Below are 18,511 nucleotides of genomic sequence, written 5' to 3' on the forward strand. Positions count from 1 at the left end.
CTCCCGTTGGACTGCGTAGCAGTCCCAGCCTTTTTGAACAAAAGCTCGGGGCCGCTTCGCGCCCCAACGGGAGCAAGCTCCCTCGCCACAGGTCAGTGTTTGTTCGCTAACAACGCCGTGCCACGCGATCAGTGGTGCTTGTTCTTGTGCTTATGCTTGTTGCTTTTGTGCTTGGCACCGCCTGAACGATGGCCGCTCTCGTCATCGGCCAGGTTATTACCCAGCGCGCCACCCGCAGCACCTCCCACGCCCGCGCCGATGGTCGAACCGGTAGAGCCACCCAGGCGATTGCCAATCAGCGAACCGCCTGCCGAGCCCAAACCGCCGCCAATCGCAGCTTCAGTCTTATTGCCTTTTTGCGCACCCACCGCACTCCCGGCTGCGCCACCTACGCCTGCGCCGATGGCCGCACCGGTCGAGCCACCAAGCTGCTGGCCCACCACATTGCCCAACACACCGCCGACACCGCCTCCCAGCGCCGCCGTACCATCTCCAGAGGCCAAGGCCCCTTGGGAGATCAGGATGCCCAATGCCAGGGCCGGGAATGTCATTTTCATTTTTTTGTACCTCAAGGGCTGTCTCAGGCGCTCACGGGGGTAAAGCACGCCTGGCATTTTGATTAGAGCACACGCCATAACACTTGGGCTTCGGTGATCGCCCCTTGCACAAGAAAAATTTTCTCCAGCCCTCTTGAATTCCTTTTGTGCGTCCATAAATTTTTGATCACGCGATGCCGAATCCGGGTCGCGTACTAAATCACTTGGAGAAACTCAGGAGATTTTAAAATGGCTACTACCCTGTCGTTGGCCCCACTGTTCCGTCAATCGGTGGGCTTTGATCGCTTCAATGACCTGTTCGAGTCGGCGCTGCGCAGCGAGGCTCCGAACTCCTATCCACCTCACAACGTGGAAAAGCACGGTGACGACGCGTACCGCATCGTGATCGCCGTCGCTGGCCTGACCGAGGAGGATCTGGATATCCAGGTCGAGAGGGGTGTATTGACGGTTTCCGGCGGAAAACGCGAAACCGACGATAAGGTCGCTTACCTGCACCAGGGCATTGCCCAACGTGCGTTCCGGTTGTCGTTCCGCTTGGCGGACCATATCGAAGTACGTGGCGCATCCCTGACCAACGGTTTGCTCAACATCGACCTGCTGCGTGAAGTGCCTGAAGAGGCCAAGCCAAAACGCATCATGATTGGTGGCGAGGCCAAACCCGAGCTGCGTCAGGTCAGCTTGCAGTAAAACAATCGGCGGTAAAAAGGCGCTCTACGGAGCGCCTTTTTTGTGCGCGCTGTACACGCAGGCCCGCTAAGCCTGGGTGTTGGGCGCAAACAACTGCCTGGCCTCGGCAAAGCATTTCTCTGCGATGGGCGAGCGTGGTTCGGTCTTGCGCATCACCATGCCCAGGGGCGCAAGGACGCTGGCATCCGGCAGGTGGATAAACGCCAGGTTCTCGATGGGGCTTTCCAGGCCGCTGTCCAATGGCATGATCGCGCAGCAGAAACCGTCGTGAATAGCCTGGAACAGTTGATAGGTCGAGTCGCTTTCCAGAATCGGCTGGGGATCGAGACCGCGACTGCGGAAACTCAAGTCGATGGATTTTCGGTAGTGCATGCCAGTGCTGATCATCCCCAGGGGCAGTTCGGCGGCTTCTTCCCAGCTCATCTGTGTACCTTCGAAGTGGAAGTGGCGGGTGTCGTACAGCAGGCCGACACGGGTTTCGCCCAGCTCGAAAAACTCCAGGTAGTTGGGGCTCACATGGTCCAGGTAGCACACGCCCAGGTCCAGTTGGTTGGTGCCCAGGGCTTCGATGATTTTGTCCGAGCTCATGGAGGTGAGGCTGAACTTGAGTTCCGGGAAGCTGTGGGACAAGCCCTGGATAAAACTGATGGGGTTGAAACCGCTCAGGGGTACCAGGCCCAGGCGCAGGTTACCGACCAACTGGCCGCGGCACGCAGCCGCTTCGGCGAACAGGCCGTCGTGGGCGGCGAGCAGGGTCCTGGCCCAGGCCAGTACGCGTTCGCCGGCCTGGGTGAAGCCTTCGAAGCGTTGGCCGCGGGTCACCAGCTCCAGGCCCAGTTCTTCCTCCAGGTTGCGCAGGCGCATCGACAGGGTGGGCTGGGTGATGTTGCAGCGCGCGGCGGCCTGGCCGAAATGGCGGGTCTGCTCCAGCGCGATCAGGAATTTAAGTTGTTTGATATCCATGAAGGCACCTGCCTGGAAATAAGTGAACGGTCATGATTGGCGCAAGTGCCTGAAATCCACGGGATGGAGCCGATGATCGCATTGTAACGACCGGCACGTCCAAGTGCCCTTGCCACCGTGCGGCTGCATTGTTCCATTTTTGAGATGGAGCGGCCCGTTTCAGCCACTACCTAACCCTGAACGCGATGATTAAGGTGGTTCCACTGTTTTTTTGGGTGGGCCTGCTGACACACGTCCAGGTCGTTGCCCAAGCGTGTCTGTACAGGAAGTGCAGGCACGGCCGGGCGCAGTTCCGGCGCACACGCCAGGGAGGTATCGCCAAGCAAGAGGAAATGCAAATGACTGCATCAGGTAACGCTGCAAACTTCAATGGTCAAAAGCCGACGATTGACCCCGCTGACACCGCCATGTTGCTGATCGACCACCAGAGTGGTCTGTTCCAGATCGTCAAGGACATTGATGTTCCTCAATTGCGCGCCAATGCCATCGCGCTGGCCAAGGCCGCGACCCTCCTGAAAATACCGGTCATTACCACCGCCTCGGTGCCGCAAGGTCCCAACGGCCCGTTGATCCCGGAAATCCACGAAGCCGCGCCGCACGCCCAGTACGTGGCCCGCCGCGGCGAAATCAACGCGTGGGACAACCCCGAGTTCCATGCCGCCGTCAAAGCCACCGGCAAGAAGACCCTGGTGATCGCCGGCACCCTGACCAGCGTATGCCTGGCGTTCCCGTCCATTGCAGCGGTACATGAAGGCTACAAGGTGTTCGCGGTGGTCGATGCCTCGGGCAACCACTCCAGGCTGGCCACCGACCTGACCGTTGCACGGCTGGCGCAGGCCGGCGTGGTGCCGATCGACATCATGGGCACGCTGTCGGAGTTGCAAGGCTCCTGGAACCGCCCGGATGCCCAGGAGTGGGCCAACGTCTACACCCAGGCCATGCCGCACTATCAGCTTCTGATCGAGAGCTACATCAAGGCTCAGGAAGTGGCAAACAATCATGAAGAACTAGACTCACAGCGCAAGTAAACACGCTGGGTTCTTTACGGGGCGCCCACTCGGGGCGTCATCTTCTTTATCAGGAGTACCACGATGTCTACACCTTACGTTCGCTTGGACAAAGACAACGCCGCTGTGCTGTTGGTCGACCATCAGGCCGGCTTGCTGTCATTGGTCCGCGATATCGACCCGGACAAATTCAAAAACAACGTGCTGGCCCTGGCTGACCTGGCCAAGTACTTCAAGTTGCCGACCATCCTCACCACCAGTTTCGAAACCGGCCCCAATGGCCCGCTGGTGCCCGAGCTTAAGGCACTGTTCCCGGATGCGCCGTACATTGCGCGCCCAGGCCAGATCAATGCCTGGGACAACGAAGACTTCGTCAAGGCCATCAAGGCCACCGGCAAGAAGCAATTGATCATTGCCGGCGTCGTGACCGAAGTGTGCGTGGCGTTCCCGGCGCTGTCGGCCCTGGCCGAAGGCTTTGAAGTGTTTGTGGTCACCGACGCCTCCGGCACTTTCAACGAACTGACCCAGCAATCGGCCTGGGCCCGCATGTCGGCCAACGGCGCGCAACTGATGACCTGGTTTGGCCTGGCCTGTGAGCTGCACCGTGACTGGCGCAACGACATCGAGGGCTTGGGGACGTTGTTCTCCAACCACATTCCGGACTACCGCAACCTGTTCACCAGCTACAACGCGTTGACTGAAGGCAAGTAAGCCGAGCATGGGGACTGTGCTGCGACAGGCAGTCCTCATTTCAACCTAACACCAGGTGCGTTCAGATGAGCATGAACCGGTTTCCAGCTAACGGCCTGTTATGAATTGGGCACAGCTTTTGACCAAAGGTTGTGTGTCGGTCCGCAGGCCTTGGCAGCCCGCTTGAGCCGTTTATGCAGCCCCTGATCAACTATTTCAAAGTGGTGTTCAATCCAGGTATGGGCGCGCTGCTATTTGCGTTGCGCACCGTTGCAGCCGGATTGTTGACCTTGTACCTGGCCTTCATCTTCGACCTTGATCAGCCAAAATGGTCAGTGATGGCGGTGATTATCGTCAGCCAACCCTTGGGTGGCATGGCGTTGCAGCGTAGTTTTTCACAGATTATCGGCACGCTGGTCGGTGCGGCGGTAGCGGTGCTGATCATGGGCATTTTCCCCCAGGCACCGGTCCCATTCATTGTCACCTTGTCGCTGTGGCTGGCGTTCTGCACGGCGGGTGGCACGTTGCTGCGCTACACCAGTTCCCACGCCTTTGTGCTCAGCGGGTTCACGGCGGTCGTTGTCGGGCTGCTTGCTGTACCGGAGCAGGATAATACCTTGATGCTGGCGATCACCCGACTCACTGAGACGCTGTTGGCGGTTGCCTGTGTCGGCGTGGTCAGCCTGTTGACGGCGCGCCCGGAAGCGGTCGCCCGGGGGTACTTTGCCAAAGTAGATCAAGTCCTGAAATTGATGGCGGCCCATGCGGCGGCGGTGATTCGTACCGAGGAGAGCGAGGCCGATTTCCGTAAGCGCCAGATGCAGTTACTCGGAGAAATCAACGCACTGGAAGGCCTGCGCCGGCATTTGTATTTCGATGCGCCACGGTTGCGCAGTGCCAACGGCCTGGTGCAACTGCTGGGTAATCAATTGGTATTGCTGACGTCACGCCTGACGGTGCTGCGCCGTCAACGCACGCTGATCGGTGAGCGTTGGCAAGGTGAGCTTCCCGAAGACATTCAACAGCTGCGCGCTGACGAACTGGCGTTCCTGGATGAGTTGGCAGTGGCGGGGCGTTCATTATCGACGCAGGCGCGCCAGCGCTTTAGCGTGTTGCAGCAGCGCTTTGACCAGCAGGCCAATAAGGTTGAGCAACGTGATGAGCCCATAACAGGTACGTTACGCGCGCTGGCGTGGGCCTTGCGTTGGGAGCAGGCCAGGCTGTTGCAACAACTGGAAGAGATCCTGCAACTGAGCGATGCCATTCAGGAGGGCCGTCCGGCCAACTGCCTGCACCGCCAGAGCCGAAGTAATCCGCTGTACCTGGACTGGCGCCTGGCGGGAATGAACGCTGCCCGTGCGTTTATTGCCTTGCTTGTGTGTGGATTGATCTGGATCGAAACGGCTTGGGATGGCGCCCGGGCAGGGATGATCCTGGTAGGAATCCTGTGCTCATTGATGGCGACCTTTCCACGCCCCCTGGCGGCGAGCCAGAACTATGCACGTGGGTTTGGCCTGTCGCTGGTGATTTCAGCGGTCTATCAATTCATGCTGGTGCCCGCCATTGGCGACGTCGAAATGTTGCTGTTGATTCTGGCGCCGTTGCTCTATGTGATTGCTGTGGGCCTGGCCAGCCCGCTGACCGCCGGGATAGGCATGGGCCTGGGGCTTTCGACCTTCCTGATGGTGGGCCCGCAGAATATCGGGGCCTGGCAAAACACCGCGAGTCAGTGGTTCGAATTTGCCGGTGCCTATATCGGAGCTTGCACCTTGTCGTTACTGGTGTACTCCTGGGTGTTTCCATTCAATCCGGCCCGGCGCATTCACCGTCTGTTCGATGAGAGCCGGGAGCAGGTCTACGTATTGCTCAAGACCTCAGCGACGGATCAGCAGCAGTTCGCCTTTGAAAGCCGGATGATGGATCGCCTGACCATGATGCTGGGTTTGTTGCCCGCGACCAAAGACCCGCGAGCCCATGCGCTGTTCGAGGTCACTCTGGCCTGCATGGCCCTGGGCGTGGCGTTGAACCAGCTCAAGCAACAAGGGCAGAACAATACATTGCTGACGGCGCAAACCCAGGCCCGTTTGCGGTCGGTCCTGGACCAGTCAGGCCGTTATGTGGCGGGAAGGCCCACCGTCGACTGGCAGACATTGACCGATGCATTGCGGCACCTGGGCGATGACCTGGACCAACTGCATGCCGCTGAGCTTTCGTCCGGGCATGAACAGCTCTGGTCGGTGTTTCGCATTCGCGTGGCACTGCTGATCGTTGCCTCGTTTATTGAGCGCTACCGCGAATTTCTTGAGCTCGATGAAAAAGGAGTGCCGTCTCTTGCCCATTGATTTTGAGGTAGGTGGCGTCTACCTGCCGCCCATTGCGCAGGCTTTGCTGCTGGCGCTGCCGATTTTCATGGTGCTGGGCTGGTCCTTGCGTCGGCTGGGCGTGCTGCGGTTCGTGTGGCATGAGGCGCTGTTCGAAGGCGCGCTCTATGTCTGCGTGTGTGCTGTTGTGATTCTAGTAATGGGAGCCTCGTCACCTTGAAAAAATACATCGCCCAACTGATTACCCTGGCGGTTGTCTTGCTGGCGCTGGTCCTGGGCTGGTTCGCCTGGGAGCACTACACCCGTTCACCCTGGACCCGCGATGCCAGGGTGCGCGCTGATGTGGTGACGTTGTCGGCGGACGTCTCCGGGCTGATCGCCAGTTTGCGGGTGCAGGATAATCAGCATGTGAGTAAAGGTGACCTGCTACTGCAAATCGACCCGGCGCGTTATGCCCTGGCGGTCGAGCACGCACGACGCTCTGTTGAAGTGGCCCAGGCCGCAATGGGCCAGTCGGAGGCTGCAATCATTGCCAGCCAGGCGCAGCTCAAACAGCGCCAAAGTGAAGAGCGGCGCCGGCGTAGCCTCAAACAAGGGTTCGCCATCTCCGGTGAGGAGTGGGAGAAGTCCAATACCGACGTGGCTATCGCTCAGGCGCAGTTGCTCAGCAATCAGGCCAACCTGGGGCTGGCCCAAGCCAATGTGCAACTGGCAAAGGCTGCCTTGACCCAGGCCGAACTCGACCTGCAGCGCACCCGGGTGGTGGCGCCAGTCAGCGGCTATGTGACCAACCTGCTGACCCGCCAGGGCGATTACGCCAGTGCCGGCGGTGCCTTGCTGGCGTTGGTGGACAGCGACTCGTTTTATGTCAGTGGCTACTTTGAGGAAACCAAGTTACCGCGCATCGCGCAGGGTGATCCAGTGCGGATCCAGTTGATGAGTGGCGAGACCTTTAGCGGAACCGTGCAGAGCATCGCCTTCGCCATTACCGACCGGGAGAACGCGCCAGGCAGTCGCTTGCTGGCCAACATCAACCCCAGCTACACCTGGGTCAAGCTGGCCCAGCGGGTCCCCGTAAGAATCAGGATCGATCCTGCCTATGCCGCCAAGGACCGCTTGCGCGCAGGCACTACGGCGACGGTGACGGTGCTTGAACAACAGGAGCAACGCTGATGAGTGTGTCACTGCGCCGTCTTATAAGGGTCTCAATCTCGCTGACTGTCTCATTGTCGGCGACAGGGGCCTATGCCGATAACTCCATGGACCAGAGAGATAACCTCAGCACCGGTATCAATGAGCGCCAAAAGGCTGAGCTGTCTGTCACGCCGGGGTTTGTCAGCGGCTCGTCTCTTAACGGCTTGCTGCGCAATTACTACCTGGGCCGCGATAACCACAACACACCGTCCAGGCGTGACCAGCGCGAATGGGTGCAGGGCGTGTACTTGTCCTTTCGTTCGGGATACACCGACACACCCATTGGTGTCGGGCTCGATGTGCATGGTTTTTATGGGCTCAAGCTGGATGGAGGAGGGGGCAGCGGTGGGGCCGGCTTGCTGCCGCTGGACTCAAAAGGCGCGCCAGAGTCAGACTTCTCGGCTGCGGGCGCGGCGCTCAAGTTGCGCGGGTTTGACAGCTTGATGCAGGCAGGTGATCAGTACCTTGAAAACCCGCTGATCGCCAGTGGCGTCAGCCGAGTCTTTCCCCAGACATTTCGCGGTGTCACGCTCAAGAACTACAGCCTGGAACACCTGACACTGGACACTGGCTGGATCGACTCAACACGCCAGCGCAACCAGAGCGGTCAAAGCCACTTGACCACCAGTTACGGCACCGGCAACAAGGCCGGCGTGGCCGCTGATCGCGAAAGCGCGTCCATGAGTTGGCTGGGTGGCGTTTACGCTGTGCCCGGCGCAATAACAGTGACCCTGTATGGCGGCCAATTGAGTGATATCTGGAACCAGTACTATGCCGGGGTCAGCCAGCCATTCAAGCTGACACCTGGGCTTACGCTGACACCGTACCTGCGTTACTTCAAAACCCGTGATCAGGGCCAGCGCCAGTTGGGCCATATCGACAACAACACTTATAGCGCTGGCCTGACGCTGTCCGGCGCAGGCCAGAGCCTGACCCTGGGGCTGCAGAAGGTGGACGGCGACACGCCGTTTGACTACATGGTCCAGGACGACCGGACCTTCCTTTATCTGGGCAACTCCCAGCAATACGCAGACTTTAATGCGCCCGGCGAAAAGTCCTGGAAGATTCAATACCAGACCAGCCTGGCGTTTATCAACGCGCCGGATTTCCAGCTCAGCACCTCCTACACCCGCGGCGAAGCGGACTTGACCCGGGTCGATCCCAATAGCACAGGCTACGGCTACATCTATAACGCCGCCGGCAAAGATGCACACCATTGGGAGCGGGACGTCGCCCTGCGCTATGCGGTGCCAGACGGCAAGGCCAAAGGCTTGAATATCACCCTGCGCTGGGCCGCACACCGTTCAGCACAGGGGTATACCGCACCGGGCAACACCCGTGGCAATTCAAACGCCGATGAGTACCGGGTGATTGTCGATTACCCATTCAGTGTTTTCTAGTCGTTATTCAATGAAGGTGTTGTATGAGTCAAACCCAATGGATTCGGGTGCTGGGCATCAGCTCGGCACTGGCCTGCACCACGAGCGAGGCTGACAGCGTCAGTCTGCCGCCCCTGGCCCTGGGCAATGCCAGCTTCATGGATGGGGTCGCCGGTCCCGGTGCGTTGTTCGAGTTACCGGTGCAGTATTACCGCAGCAACTCGGCCTACGATGCCCACGGCCATTCGCGCCCGGGTCGCCAGCAGGTGCACAGCACCACGGTACTGCCGCACCTGGCTTACTTCAGCGACAAGACTTTGCTGGGGGCGAACTATGGCGCCGAAGTGCTGCTGCCACTGGTGAACCTGGATATAGATATTGATCAGGGCCCCAAGGGACGACGGACGCGCCAGGGTGACGTGATCGTCAGTCCGTTTCTGTTGCAATGGGCCCCGGTGTCGTTCTTCGGCCGCCCGTACTGGCAGCGCTTGAATTTCGTGTTCTCCTTGCCGACGGGTTCCTATAACAAGGATTCGAGCCTCAATACCGGGAGCAATGTCTGGGTGTTCAACCCCCATTACGTGTTCACCTGGGAGTTGACTGACCGCCTGGAGGTCAGTGGTCGTTTCAATTATGCGTGGTCAAGCCGCAATAACGATCCTGCGTCAGTCCTGCAAGCCGGCAGTATCCAGCCGGGAGAGGCGTTTCATAGCAACCTGTCGGTTTCTTATGCCGTTGCCGAGAAGTGGCGTATCGGCGTTGCAGGCTATCAACTCAATCAGATCAGCGATGACCGCATTGATGGGCATCGCCAGCGTGACTCCAGGGAACAGGTGACAGGGATCGGGCCAGGGGTGATGTACCAGCAGGGAAACCAGACATTCTTCGCCAATCTGTATTTTGAAAGTGGCGCTGAAAACCGCGCGCAGGGCACCCAGTTGACGCTACGTTATCTTCATGGGTTCTAGTGCCTGTCAGTTGACAACCCGTTGATGAAAATCGCTGTTGTCTCGCTGATCAGGTGCTCGCGCGCCGCTTTTCCCGGGCATGGGCTAAGCCCGAGCAGGCAGCGCAACTGCAGGTCACCGGTCAGCGCATCGAGGAAGATCTTGGCGCGGGTCTGCGGGTTGCCCGGGATGATCAACCTGGCTTCTTCGGCCCAGGTGAAGTAATCGGCCAGGCAGCTGTAGGCTGTGGCGGGCGCAGCCTCGAAGAACGACTTTGCAGCCTCCGGGGCGCGCAGGGCCTCGGACACGATCAGGCGATGCAGGGCAAGGGTGCGGGGCGACAGCACCACATCCAGAAAGACCCGGGCAATGGTGGTCAGCGCCTCCTTTAGCGGCTTCTGGGCGAGACTCATGTGGGTCAGCGGGCTCACGTTCTCGGCGCAGAGCTGTTCGATAATCGCCGCGAACAACCCTTCCTTGCCGCCGAAGTAGGCATACAGCGTGCGCTTGGAGCCGCCGATTTTGGCGATGATCCCGTCAACGCTGACCCCCGAATAACCTTCTGCGAGAAACATATCAGTTGCAACCTGAAGAATACTTTGACGCTTTGCGGCTTGCCTCGGGGTAGGGGTTTGCATGTGGCTCGGCTATTCCTGAAAAGAACAATTCAAAAGTTCTCCTAGCCTACGCCGCTCTGCATAAGCCTTCCAGCCGCTGCGTGGGGCGAATCAGGCATTTGTCCCTGAATATTATTTGTAAAAACCATTTGATTGCCCTTGACGAGTGTTTGATTTGGGCGCATTTTCAGCAAAAGGGTACGGTAACGTACCGTACCATTTCATAACAACAATAGAGGTACTGAACATGCGTTTCGTGCATTTTCTGGAAGGTTCCACCAAAGGCCTGGCGACTGAGCAAGCAGGTGTTATGCGGGGCTTGACCACTCAGGAAAGCGGTTATCCAGGCACCCTGGAAAGCCTGCTCAACGCTGGCCCCCAGGCGCTTCAAGCGGCCCATCAGCGCTTAAGTGATGCGCGTTTGCTCGATCCATCGAAGCTGCGTTACCTGCCGCCGCTGGAGCGTCCGGGCAAGATCGTGTGTGTCGGCTTGAACTACGCCGATCACACCAAGGAAAGCCCGTACGAACAGCCGACCTATCCGACCTTTTTCCCGCGTTTCAGCACCAGCCTGATCGGCCATGGCGAACCCATCCTGCGCCCGCGTGTCTCCGAACAACTGGACTACGAAGGAGAGCTGGCGGTAGTGATCGGCACTGGGGGCCGGCATATCGCGCGCGCGCAGGCCCTGGAGCATGTGGCGGGCTACGCGATCTTCAATGAAGCCTCGGTTCGCGATTACCAGTTCAAATCGCCGCAATGGACCATTGGCAAGAACTTCGACGCCACCGGCGCGTTTGGTCCGACCTTCGTCAGTGCAGACGAACTGCCAGCGGGGGCAGTCGGCCTCAACCTGGTGACCCGCCTCAATGGCACGGTGGTGCAGCAGGGCAATACCGCCGACATGATCTTTGGGGTCGCCGAACTGATCGCCGTGCTCAGTGAAGCGGTGACCCTGGAACCCGGTGACGTGATCGTCACCGGCACCCCGGCAGGGATTGGCTGGGCGCGACGCCCGCCACTGTTCATGAAGCCTGGCGACCTCTGTACCGTGGAGATCGAAGGCCTTGGCACCTTGAGCAACCTGATCGCCGACGAACCTTCAGCGGCCTGAGTCCACGCCTCAGTTTTTCGAGCGCGCAGCACAACCGACCCACCGTCACTACGGTGGGCAGCGATCCCGGCTGCCCTGGTGTTGACCACCGGTTGTCCTGCCCATTGAATGCCCAGGAGCAACTACCGTGCTGCAGATCAAAGACATCAACCATGTGCTCTACCGTCATCCCGACCTTGGGGTGGTCGAACGTTTCCTGACCGATTTCGGCCTGGTGGTTATGCACCGTACCGAGCAACGCCTGTATTTTCGCGGTACCTGCTCGCTGCCCTATGTGTACATCGCCGAGAAGGCGGTTGAAGCCAGCTTTGGCGCCATCGCGTTCGCCGTCGAAAGCCTCGATGACTTGCACCAGGCTACCCGGTTGCCGGGGGCCTCGGCGATCCGGCCGCTGGAAGGCCCCGGAGGAGGGCAGTACGTCGCCTTGCATGATCCCTCGGGGCGGCGCATCGAGCTGGCCCACGGTATCGAAGCCGTGGGCACGCTGCCCCAGCGTGCTGCGTTGACCCTCAACTCGGCCCATCACAAGCAACGCTTTGGCGATGTGCAGCGGCCCGGCAAGGGCGCGGCACAAGTCCTGCGCCTGGGCCATGCGGCGATTGGCGTGCAGGACATGCCCCAGCACCTGGCCTGGTACCAGCAAGTGCTCGGCATGCTGCCGTCGGACCTTGTGGTTCAGGAGCCTGACCGGGACCGCCCGAGCGCGGCCTTCCTGCGGTTGAACCGTGGCAGCGCCTGGACTGACCATCACACCATCGCCTTGTTCCAGGCACCGAAGGACTTCGTCCATCACGTGTCCTTCGAGGTGCAGGATTTTGACGCGCAGTGCCTGGGCCACGAGTGGATGACCCTGCAAGGTTGGTCGCCGTTCTGGGGGGTAGGCCGGCACATGCTGGGCAGCCAGATCTTCGATTATTGGCGGGACCCGTCCGGCAACCTTATCGAGCACTTCACCGATGGCGACCTGTTCAACCAGGACTCGCCCTCGGGGTACACCCAGGCGTGCGACGCCAGCCTCTACCAGTGGGGCCCGCCGATGTCGGTGGAGTTCTTTCTGGGCGGCGAGTGTGCCGCTGAACAGACCTTGCCCCGGTCGACTTCAGACCGTCAACGACGCAGTTGAGGACAGATGCCATGAGTCAGGTAATCAGCGAGCAGGTGCTCGATAAGTTGTTTCGCCAGGCCCGTAGCCAGAACGGCTGGCTGGATAAACCGGTGGATGATCACACCCTCAAGGCACTCTACGACCTGATGCGCTGGGGCCCGACCAGCGCCAACGGCTGCCCTGCGCGCATTGTGTTTTTACGCAGTGCCCAATCCCGGCAGCGTTTGCTGCCAGCCCTGAGCGCCGGCAATGTCGAGAAGACCCTGGGCGCCCCGGTGACGGCAATCATTGGCTACGACACGCAGTTCCATACGCAGTTGCCCAGGTTGTTTGCGCACAACCCCACAGTACGCGACTGGTTTGCCGACCAGCCGGATTTGCTTGAGTCCACCGCGTTTCGCAACAGTTCGCTGCAGGGCGGCTACTTCATTCTCGCGGCCCGGGCTCTGGGCCTTGACTGCGGGCCGATGTCCGGGTTTGACCACGCACAGGTCGACCAGACGTTCTTTGCTCCAGGGGCCGAGGGCATGCAGGCCTTTGCCGGGATGAAGATCAAGACGAACTTCCTGTGCAACCTCGGCTATGGCGACCCCGAAAAACTCTTTGCCCGTAACCCGCGGCTGGGCTTCGACGAGGCCTGCGCCCTGCTGTAACTGACTGACCGCACCCGTAAATCCTCCAGGCCGATCAAGCGTGCTGCGATGCATCACGTCTGTCGATCGGCCTGGCAAAACAACAACAATAAGGAAAACCTGCAATGCGAGCTCTATCCAAATGGCATGTACTTATCGGCGGTTTCCTTGCGTATCTGTTTGACGCCATGGAGATCATCCTACTCACCATCGCACTCCCGGTGATCCGCCAGGACCTGGGCCTGACGTTCAATGAAGCTGGCATGCTCGCCTCGGCAACCCTGCTGGGGATCGGTTTGAGCGGCATTACCACGGGTTGGTATTGCGACAACTATGGCCGACGCAAGGCCCTGCTGATCTCGTTGATCGTGTTCGGCGTGTTGACCACGCTGTTCGCTACCACGCACAACTGGGGCTTGCTCCTGCTCCTGCGGTTTCTGTCCGGGCTGGGCCTGGGCGGGGTGTGGGGGATTGTCTCAGCCTATGTAACGGAAACCTGGCCTGCCCATCAGCGGGCACGAGCGATCGGGTTCGTGTTGAGTTCATTCCCGATTGGCGCCGCCATCGCGGCAATGGTGGCGGCCAGCTACCTGCCAGACTGGCAAACCCTGTTCATGGTGGCGGGGATCTCCACCTTGATCCCGCTGGCGTATCTGTTTTTCTTTGTGCCTGAGTCACCGGAATGGACCGCGCAGAAAACCCGCAACATGGCCGGCCCCAGCCAGCACAAGCATGTCTCGGTACGCGAAATATTTTCCCCCGAACTGCTGCGCCTGACCCTGCTGGGTACCCTGGCGGCGAGTTTTGCGGTGATTGGCTTCTGGGGGGCGAGCACCTGGTTGCCCACCTACTTGATCAAGGAGCGCGGACTGGACATCGGGATGATGGCCAACTTCATGGCGATCCTCAACATCGGCGCCTTCATCGGTATCAATGCTTTCGGCTTCATCGCTGACCACATCGGTAAGCGAAACGCCACGCTCCTGTCATTGCTCGGCAGCGCGCTGATGTTATCGATTTATGCACTCACCACCGATAACGCCATTCTGTTCTGGCTAGGGCCGATCTATGCCTTCTTCTATGCCTTTGCCAGTTTGTTTGCCTCCTACTTCAGTGCGTTGTACCCCACGCGGGTACGCACCCTCGGCGCGGGCTTCTGCTTCAACTTTGGTCGGGGCCTGGCGGCTTTTGCGCCGCTCCTGTTGAGTGGCATCGCCACCCACTACAGCCTGGCGTGGGGCCTGTTGGTGTGCGCCGGTTTCTTTGCCTTGGCCACCGTCACGCTGTTGTTTATGCCCCAGGTGGAGTCAGACGTGCCCGCTCGCGCGGCAGGGGCGCTGAAAACCACGGATTCCTGAAGTTTGAGATCAACACTGGAGTATCAAACGATGTCAGAGCAACGCGTCGAACAACAGATCCAAACCCTGGAATTGCGCCGCCGCCAGGCCATGGTCGAGGGCGATATGGACTTCCTGGAAAGTATCTATACCCGAGACTTGACCTACAGCCACTCCGACGGCAAGAGCGACAGCAAGAGCAGCTACCTGCAGGGCATGCGAGAGGGCGTCTGGCGCTATCGCGGCTTCACCAGCCGTGACGAGCAGATGCGCAGGGTAGGGGAATGCGTGGTCGTTACCGGGCTGATCGACATGGACGTGGTGATCCGTGGCGAGCCCATGGTCCTCAACTCGCGCTACATCAGCGTGTGGAAGGCGGGCAATAACGGCTGGCAAATGATTGCCTGGCAATCCACTCGTCATACCCATGGCTAGCGTCCGCTAAGCCATAGCACCCTTGGCAACTTCAACCCGGCCCTCGTGGTCGTCCGGGCAAGGCTTGCGCGTGCCTGGAAACCGGGATGGCTGGAACTTTGACGTGATGGAATCCTGAACATGTACGTACAACAATTACAAAAAACGTATTGCAAGGCTCTTTTTATAACCGCGGGTGCAATGAGTCTGATCTCAAGCCCGGCACAGGCCAAGGACTGGAGCGATACCTTCATCGGTTTTCGCTACGGTACCGACTTCACCGAACCCAGCATCCGTGGCAAGGTCCAGAAGGAGATCTACCAACTGGGCCATGCCAGCGGCAATGAGACCGGTTCCAATTTCTTCAACCTGGACGTGCTCAAGTCCGACAGTAACGATCCAAAGAAAGACAGCGATTCGGGTGCGACCGAGGCCTATCTGGTGTACCGCCATCAACTGTTCCTCAGCCAGGTGTTCGAGCGGTCGATGGCCTTTGGTCCGGTCAAGGAGGTGGCCCTGAGCGGCGGAGTTGAGCTCAACTACAAGAACACCGAGTTCGCTACCCGCAAGCGCATGTTGGTGGCCGGTCCGACGCTCAAGTTCGACGTGCCCGGTTACCTGGATATCAGCCTGCTGTATGCCATGGAATGGAACCACTGCGGATTGAATGCGTGCCAGACCGAAAACATCCAGTTCGACCCGTACTATGTGCTGCACATGGTCTGGGGCATCCCGTTCCAGGTGGCCGGCGTGCCCCTCAAATTCCAGGGTTTTGCCAGCTACAAGACCGAGAAGGGCAAGGATTACTTCAAGCAGGATACGGCCGAGGAAAGCCTGGTGCGCGCGTCATTGATGGTCGATGTCGGGCAACTGGCATGGGGTCGCAAAAATACCCTATTGGTCGGTCCGGGCTATGAGTACTGGAAACACAAGTATGGCGCGATCAATAAACCGGGTACCGATACGCATGCGCCGACGGTCCATCTTGAGTGGCACTTCTGAAGTTTAAATCCGATTGTGACAGGGCGAGGTGAACTGTATGTCTTCAAGCTCACCTCACGCTGTCCCAAAAAGGCGCCAAAAAAGCGGCGCGTGCAGGTTCTTAGTCTTATTTTGTTACTAACCAATGCCCTAAAAATTCAGGCCTGCGGCGGCAAAGCAGGACAAAACACCCTCTCGCCATTCAATTTTCATAAAAATGTAACAACCCTGCTTCACAGTTCGGGAGCCCGTCACCACAACGAGTTCCTTTTAATGAAAAGCTTGATGAAGTCTGCAGCACTGGCCGTTACGGTTTCTCTTTGTGCCTCCTCCATGGCCTTCGCCGCCGAAAACGTGCGCCTCACCGGCTCCGGCGCCAGCTTCCCTGCACCGATCTACCTCACCTGGTTCAAGGATTTCAGCAAGAAGACCGCTGGCGTCACCGTGGATTACCAGTCCAAGGGCAGCGGCGCAGGTGTGCAGGACTTCCTGAATAAAACCGTCGACTTCGCCGCCAGTGACTCGGCCATGAAAGACGAAGACATCGCCAAGGTCGCCGAGGGCGTGCAGCTGCTGCCAATGACCGCCGGTGAAATCGTGCTGGCGTATAACCTGCCGGGCAATCCCAAGGGTCTCAAGCTGCCACGTGATGTTTACTCCAATATCTTCCTGGGCAAGATCACCAAGTGGAACGACCCACAGATCGTCGCCGCCAACCCGGACCTGAAGCTTGGCGACACGCCGATCACCGTGGTGGTGCGCGCAGACTCCAGCGGCACCACGGCGGTATTCACCAAACACCTGGCGACCATCAACCCTGAATTCAAAACGGCACTGGGGGAGGGCAACACCGTCAACTGGCCGGCCAGCGACAAATTCATCAAGTCGCCCAAGAACGATGGTGTGACTGCCACCGTACGCCAGACCCCAGGCGCGATTGGCTACATCGAGTACGGCTTCGCCAAACTGGCCAAGGTTGACTTCGCCCAGTTGCAGAACAAGGCCGGCCAGTACGTGGTGCCGAACGCCGAAAGCGGCGCCGAGGCCCTGGCCGCAGTGAAGATGCCGGAAAGCCTGGTGGCCTGGTTGCCGGACCCGGACGGTGCCAAGTCTTACCCGATCACCTCGTACACCTGGATGATTTTCCGCAAGGACAACGGCAACCCTGCCAAGGCCAAGGCCATGCGCGAAATGGTTGAGTACAGCCTGACCGAGGGGCAGAAAATCGCCGACTCGATGGGCTACATCCCGCTGCCGCCATCGGTGGTGGAGCAGGTTCGCAAAGCCTCCGCCAACATTCAGTAACACCCGTGAGGCCGCTCTCGGTGTGCTCTGTTTGCCATACCGGGAGCGTTTCCCCCCTGTTCCGGAATTAGCCAATGAACAAACCTTTCGTCGTACCGGTTAACCGGGATTCTGCCTGCCAACCTCCCTCGGCCAAAGACTTCCTGGTCGATCGCACCTTCCGTGGGCTCGCGCGAATCGGGGTGGTACTGATTCTGGCGTTGGTCGCAGCCTTGGTATTCGAGGTGGGACGCAAGGCCTTGCCGGGCATGGAAAAGCACGGGTTCGATGTGCTTTTTGGCAGCGTCTGGGACGTTAACCAGGGCAAATACGGGATCCTGCCGGCCATTTGGGGCACGCTCTACAGCGCTTTTATCGCGCTGCTGATTGCCGGCTTTTTCGGTGTCAGCATGGCGATTTTCCTGACTCAGGACTTTCTGCCGGCCAAGCTGGCGGCGGTGTTTCGCACCATCGTTGAACTGCTCGCGGCCATCCCCAGCGTGGTGTATGGCCTGTGGGGCATCTACGTGGTGATCCCGGCCATCCGGCCACTGACCACCTGGTTGAACAGTGAACTGGGTTGGGTCCCGTTTTTCGGCACGTCCTTGAGCGGGCCGGGGTTGCTGCCTGCGGCGCTGGTATTGGCCATCATGATTCTGCCGACGATTGCCGCCGTGTCCCAGGACGCGCTCACCAGCGTGCCGATGAAAACCAAGCAGGCCGCCTACGGCATGGGCACCACCCATTGGGAGGCGATTCTCAAGGTGATGGTGCCATCTGCCGCCACCGGTATTTTCGGCTCCCTGGTACTTGGCCTCGGCCGTGCGCTGGGCGAAACCATGGCGCTGGCGATGCTGGTGGGCAACGCCAACAACATTTCCCTGTCGCTGTTTGCGCCGGCCAATACGTTGGCAGCCTTGTTGGCGCTGAACTTCCCCGAAGCCGGACCCAACGAGGTGGAGGTATTGATGTACGCCGCTCTCGTCTTGATGTTCATCACGCTGCTGGTGAATGTCATTGGTTCCATGATCATGCTCTACGCCCAACGGGGTAACCGATGATGACTAATCTCACATCCCCTATAACCGCGGTACCGAGCCTGCAGCGCAAGTTCGAAGGCCGCGCCTTGCGCAGCCTGGTGTTGACCACATTGGTATGGCTGGGCGCGCTGCTGGCGAGTGTGCCGCGGTTATAGGGGATGTGAGATTAGTCATCATCGGTTACCCCGTTGGGCGTAGAGCATGATCATGGAACCAATGACATTCACCAGCAGCGATTTGGG

19 protein-coding genes and 1 pseudogene are annotated in these 18,511 nt (G+C 59.4%); 17 read left to right on the forward strand and 3 right to left on the reverse strand.

Translation table 11 applies throughout. The features are described from left to right. Positions 1-128: 128 nt before the first annotated feature. The gene (locus CER19_RS18290) at positions 129-557 is read right to left on the reverse strand and encodes a glycine zipper domain-containing protein (protein ID WP_116667446.1); all 429 of its coding nucleotides are present in this window, start codon (positions 555-557) and stop codon (positions 129-131) included. 228 nt (positions 558-785) lie between these two features. Between CER19_RS18290 and CER19_RS18295 the strand changes: the two genes are divergently transcribed. After that, a complete protein-coding gene (locus CER19_RS18295; protein ID WP_003191546.1) occupies positions 786-1,244 on the forward strand; it encodes an Hsp20 family protein in 459 nt (152 codons plus the stop codon). 66 nt (positions 1,245-1,310) lie between these two features. Here the strand turns inward: CER19_RS18295 and CER19_RS18300 are convergent, their stop codons facing one another. Then, complete coding sequence (locus CER19_RS18300) at positions 1,311-2,207, reverse strand: LysR family transcriptional regulator (RefSeq protein WP_116667447.1); 897 nt, start codon at positions 2,205-2,207, stop codon at positions 1,311-1,313. 338 nt (positions 2,208-2,545) lie between these two features. On the opposite strand from CER19_RS18300, the gene CER19_RS18305 reads away from it, so the two are divergent. From CER19_RS18305 to CER19_RS18335, 7 genes are all read left to right on the forward strand, one after another. Next, positions 2,546-3,235, forward strand: coding sequence for an isochorismatase family protein (locus CER19_RS18305; RefSeq protein WP_116667448.1), 690 nt, complete (start codon positions 2,546-2,548; stop codon positions 3,233-3,235). Positions 3,236-3,298: 63 nt separating this feature from the next. Continuing rightward, positions 3,299-3,925, forward strand: a complete 627-nt coding sequence (ycaC, locus tag CER19_RS18310; RefSeq protein WP_003191542.1) for an isochorismate family cysteine hydrolase YcaC — start codon at positions 3,299-3,301, stop codon at positions 3,923-3,925. 173 nt (positions 3,926-4,098) lie between these two features. Beyond that, on the forward strand, positions 4,099-6,246 hold the full coding sequence (locus CER19_RS18315; RefSeq protein ID WP_116667449.1) for an FUSC family protein: 2,148 nt from the start codon (positions 4,099-4,101) through the stop codon (positions 6,244-6,246). Continuing rightward, the gene (locus CER19_RS18320) at positions 6,236-6,445 is read left to right on the forward strand and encodes a DUF1656 domain-containing protein (RefSeq protein ID WP_116667450.1); all 210 of its coding nucleotides are present in this window, start codon (positions 6,236-6,238) and stop codon (positions 6,443-6,445) included. Before CER19_RS18315 ends, CER19_RS18320 begins: the two co-directional genes overlap by 11 nt. After that, positions 6,442-7,398, forward strand: a complete 957-nt coding sequence (locus CER19_RS18325; protein ID WP_116667451.1) for an HlyD family secretion protein — start codon at positions 6,442-6,444, stop codon at positions 7,396-7,398. The genes CER19_RS18320 and CER19_RS18325 overlap by 4 nt, the downstream gene beginning before the upstream one ends. Then, positions 7,398-8,819 carry an OprD family outer membrane porin gene (locus CER19_RS18330; RefSeq protein ID WP_116667452.1) on the forward strand — a complete coding sequence of 474 codons (1,422 nt, stop codon included), beginning with the start codon at positions 7,398-7,400 and terminating at the stop codon, positions 8,817-8,819. Before CER19_RS18325 ends, CER19_RS18330 begins: the two co-directional genes overlap by 1 nt. Before the next feature lie 23 nt (positions 8,820-8,842). Further along, complete coding sequence (locus tag CER19_RS18335) at positions 8,843-9,766, forward strand: transporter (RefSeq protein WP_116667453.1); 924 nt, start codon at positions 8,843-8,845, stop codon at positions 9,764-9,766. Here CER19_RS18335 and CER19_RS18340 read toward each other — a convergent pair. After that, complete coding sequence (locus tag CER19_RS18340) at positions 9,763-10,383, reverse strand: TetR/AcrR family transcriptional regulator (RefSeq protein ID WP_116667454.1); 621 nt, start codon at positions 10,381-10,383, stop codon at positions 9,763-9,765. The genes CER19_RS18335 and CER19_RS18340 overlap by 4 nt on opposite strands. Before the next feature lie 226 nt (positions 10,384-10,609). On the opposite strand from CER19_RS18340, the gene CER19_RS18345 reads away from it, so the two are divergent. The 9 genes and pseudogenes from CER19_RS18345 to CER19_RS18385 all read left to right on the forward strand — a co-directional run. Then, a complete protein-coding gene (locus CER19_RS18345; RefSeq protein WP_116667455.1) occupies positions 10,610-11,476 on the forward strand; it encodes a fumarylacetoacetate hydrolase family protein in 867 nt (288 codons plus the stop codon). 127 nt (positions 11,477-11,603) lie between these two features. Beyond that, positions 11,604-12,599: a VOC family protein gene (locus CER19_RS18350; protein WP_003191528.1), complete on the forward strand. Its 996-nt coding sequence runs from the start codon at positions 11,604-11,606 to the stop codon at positions 12,597-12,599. 11 nt (positions 12,600-12,610) lie between these two features. After that, on the forward strand, positions 12,611-13,234 hold the full coding sequence (locus CER19_RS18355) for a malonic semialdehyde reductase (RefSeq protein WP_116667456.1): 624 nt from the start codon (positions 12,611-12,613) through the stop codon (positions 13,232-13,234). Positions 13,235-13,338: 104 nt separating this feature from the next. Continuing rightward, on the forward strand, positions 13,339-14,571 hold the full coding sequence (locus CER19_RS18360) for an MFS transporter (protein WP_116667457.1): 1,233 nt from the start codon (positions 13,339-13,341) through the stop codon (positions 14,569-14,571). Positions 14,572-14,601: 30 nt separating this feature from the next. Then, positions 14,602-14,985, forward strand: a complete 384-nt coding sequence (locus tag CER19_RS18365; protein WP_014718565.1) for a nuclear transport factor 2 family protein — start codon at positions 14,602-14,604, stop codon at positions 14,983-14,985. A gap of 180 nt (positions 14,986-15,165) precedes the next feature. Beyond that, a complete protein-coding gene (locus CER19_RS18370; RefSeq protein WP_165861646.1) occupies positions 15,166-15,966 on the forward strand; it encodes a hypothetical protein in 801 nt (266 codons plus the stop codon). A 252-nt stretch (positions 15,967-16,218) separates the two neighbouring features. After that, positions 16,219-17,250, forward strand: a complete 1,032-nt coding sequence (gene pstS, locus CER19_RS18375; protein WP_116667459.1) for a phosphate ABC transporter substrate-binding protein PstS — start codon at positions 16,219-16,221, stop codon at positions 17,248-17,250. A gap of 74 nt (positions 17,251-17,324) precedes the next feature. Beyond that, entirely contained in the window at positions 17,325-18,290 is a 966-nt protein-coding gene (gene pstC, locus CER19_RS18380) for a phosphate ABC transporter permease subunit PstC (protein WP_116667460.1), read from the forward strand. Continuing rightward, a pseudogene (locus CER19_RS18385) lies at positions 18,290-18,415 on the forward strand (phosphate ABC transporter, permease protein PstA); the annotation flags it as partial. The gene pstC and the pseudogene CER19_RS18385, both read left to right, overlap by 1 nt. Between the last annotated feature and the right edge of the window lie 96 nt (positions 18,416-18,511).

Source organism: Pseudomonas sp. GL93 (genome assembly GCF_003408955.1).
GTDB lineage: Bacteria > Pseudomonadota > Gammaproteobacteria > Pseudomonadales > Pseudomonadaceae > Aquipseudomonas > Aquipseudomonas paracarnis.

Excerpts from the sequence above, each read along its gene's own strand:
- CER19_RS18290 (WP_116667446.1), bottom strand. The coding sequence starts at position 557 with ATGAAAATGACATTCCCGGCCCTGGCATTGGGCATCCTGATCTCCCAA.
- CER19_RS18295 (WP_003191546.1), top strand. The coding sequence starts at position 786 with ATGGCTACTACCCTGTCGTTGGCCCCACTGTTCCGTCAATCGGTGGGC.
- CER19_RS18300 (WP_116667447.1), bottom strand. The coding sequence starts at position 2,207 with ATGGATATCAAACAACTTAAATTCCTGATCGCGCTGGAGCAGACCCGC.
- CER19_RS18305 (WP_116667448.1), top strand. The coding sequence starts at position 2,546 with ATGACTGCATCAGGTAACGCTGCAAACTTCAATGGTCAAAAGCCGACG.
- ycaC (WP_003191542.1), top strand. The coding sequence starts at position 3,299 with ATGTCTACACCTTACGTTCGCTTGGACAAAGACAACGCCGCTGTGCTG.
- CER19_RS18315 (WP_116667449.1), top strand. The coding sequence starts at position 4,099 with ATGCAGCCCCTGATCAACTATTTCAAAGTGGTGTTCAATCCAGGTATG.
- CER19_RS18330 (WP_116667452.1), top strand. The coding sequence starts at position 7,398 with ATGAGTGTGTCACTGCGCCGTCTTATAAGGGTCTCAATCTCGCTGACT.
- CER19_RS18335 (WP_116667453.1), top strand. The coding sequence starts at position 8,843 with ATGAGTCAAACCCAATGGATTCGGGTGCTGGGCATCAGCTCGGCACTG.
- CER19_RS18340 (WP_116667454.1), bottom strand. The coding sequence starts at position 10,383 with ATGCAAACCCCTACCCCGAGGCAAGCCGCAAAGCGTCAAAGTATTCTT.
- CER19_RS18345 (WP_116667455.1), top strand. The coding sequence starts at position 10,610 with ATGCGTTTCGTGCATTTTCTGGAAGGTTCCACCAAAGGCCTGGCGACT.
- CER19_RS18355 (WP_116667456.1), top strand. The coding sequence starts at position 12,611 with ATGAGTCAGGTAATCAGCGAGCAGGTGCTCGATAAGTTGTTTCGCCAG.
- CER19_RS18360 (WP_116667457.1), top strand. The coding sequence starts at position 13,339 with ATGCGAGCTCTATCCAAATGGCATGTACTTATCGGCGGTTTCCTTGCG.
- CER19_RS18365 (WP_014718565.1), top strand. The coding sequence starts at position 14,602 with ATGTCAGAGCAACGCGTCGAACAACAGATCCAAACCCTGGAATTGCGC.
- CER19_RS18370 (WP_165861646.1), top strand. The coding sequence starts at position 15,166 with ATGAGTCTGATCTCAAGCCCGGCACAGGCCAAGGACTGGAGCGATACC.
- pstS (WP_116667459.1), top strand. The coding sequence starts at position 16,219 with ATGAAAAGCTTGATGAAGTCTGCAGCACTGGCCGTTACGGTTTCTCTT.
- pstC (WP_116667460.1), top strand. The coding sequence starts at position 17,325 with ATGAACAAACCTTTCGTCGTACCGGTTAACCGGGATTCTGCCTGCCAA.